This is a genomic window from Pedobacter sp. 05L430, assembly GCF_056397585.1.
On the sequence record NZ_JBFTNT010000475.1, the window covers coordinates 1 to 1874 of the forward strand.

Annotated in this window: 2 protein-coding genes; both read right to left on the reverse strand. The window is 39.9% G+C overall.

What is annotated here, in order from left to right; all coding sequences use genetic code 11:
• Nucleotides 1–708, reverse strand: a 708-nt coding sequence (locus AC1DG9_RS26555; RefSeq protein ID WP_477635630.1) for an aldose epimerase family protein, incomplete at its 3' end; no start/stop codon positions are given.
• Nucleotides 709–713: 5 nt separating this feature from the next.
• A partial coding sequence (locus tag AC1DG9_RS26560) for a RagB/SusD family nutrient uptake outer membrane protein (RefSeq protein ID WP_477635631.1) occupies nucleotides 714–1874 on the reverse strand: 1161 nt, incomplete at its 5' end.

Consider the following 1874-nt stretch of genomic DNA (forward strand, 5'->3'; position numbering starts at 1 on the left):
ATCTAATACATAATAGGTATTTATTCCCTTTAGATCGTTTAGCTCGCTACCGTTTGTTCTTACAAGCCTACCTGTTGGGATATAATCGGCCGCTGATTCCAGCATACTTTTCGCATTGATCTTAAGGCGGTGATTTAGGAAATTTCGATCTGCAATGGCCGACAAGTTAAAATAACAATGGTTTGTAATATTGACTATGGTTTTCCTGTCGGTTATTGCAGTATATGTTATTAAAAGCGCATTATCACTTGTCCATTGATAACAGACTTCCAAAGTAAGATTACCAGGGAAACCTCCTTCTCCATCTCTACTTAATATCTTGAAAATTAATCTGTCATCATCTACAATATAATCAAAAACTTTACTATTAACACCAGCTGACGCGCTGTGATTAGAATTGCCGTTGCTATTTGCCTCGAGCTGATAATCAATGCCATCCAGATTAAAGCTTGCTCGTGCAATTCTATTGGCAAACCGCCCTACCGTTGAACCTACATAACAAATATCTTCCAGATAACCCTGCAACTCAGGAAACCCCAGGATAACATTGCCTAACCCATTGTTTTTATCTGGCACTACAATTGAAACAACTGTAGCACCATAATTTGTTAGTTCCACAAAGGCACCGGTTTTATTCTCTATTTTAAAGAGATAGATGTCTTTATTTTTAAAGTTACCCCAAGACTTCCGCGATATGCTGCTGCTCATTATCCTTAATTGTTTGAGTAGCCAGGGTTTTGATCTGATTCACTTATGTCGTCGTTCTGTTTGATCTCCTGCAATGGAATTGGATAGCGGTTATGATATTCCTGGATACTTCCAGATTCTTTGGTCCATTTATTTCTTTGTTTTGCAAGCTCAACCAGTTTACCTGTTCTGATTAGATCCATCCGTCTCCATCCTTCGAAACACAGCTCGCGCATCCTTTCGTCCATGATATTCGTTCTGAAGTCTTGTTGAGACATACCTGCATTCCATCTTTTATCTGCTGGCAAATTACCGTTCCAGGCCCTTGTTCTAATGGTGCTATTAATTAGATCCACAGCTTGCGAAGTGGCGCCTGTTTCATTTAATGTTTCAGCATAGCATAACAGAATGTCTGCATAACGCAGATAAAATATGTTTTTCCCTGATAGCCAGAAGCTAAGTGTGCCCTCTGTTCTCGGATCTTCAAATTTCTTAACGTGAGGATCAAGCTCATCACCTCCAAATGCTGGATTTAACGTTGGGACCTTACCTTTGTAGGTGAAATCATAGCGGATACTTTCGTTTTTTCTAACGTCCCCGTCTTCCCATACACCGCCATCTGCTGTAGTCTGATAACAGTATTTGGTAGGAACCATTAAGTCATAACCACCAAAATAGCAATACTGGTCTACTTCAGCTAATGAGCGCGAACCCATTTGCCATTGTGTTTGGTTGTTGTCTGGATAAACATTGTTGAACTTAAATTCATAAATGGATTCAGTAGTGTTCTGTTTGGTTGGATCCCATAGATCAGCATATTTAGGTACAAGACTATAACCTCCATTTTCTACAACCTGTTTAAACATATCTCTCGCCTTTGCATAATCTTTTGCTCCAGAGGCTTCAGGAGCATACAAATARACTTTTCCAAGTAAAGCCTGGGCAGCCCCCTTAGTGGCCCTCCTCTTGTCGGTTTGGCTTACAGGCAAATATTTAACTGCATTCTCCAAATCGGCAATGATGAAATTGTAAACCATATTTAACGGTTGACGCTTGGTGCCATACTCCTTGAATTTAGCTTGATCGATAATAGGAATTTCACCCCAGTATTGAGTCATTTCAAATGTAAGCGCGGCTCTAATGAAGCTGGCCTCACCAAGGATAATATTTTTGCGTTCAGATTCCTC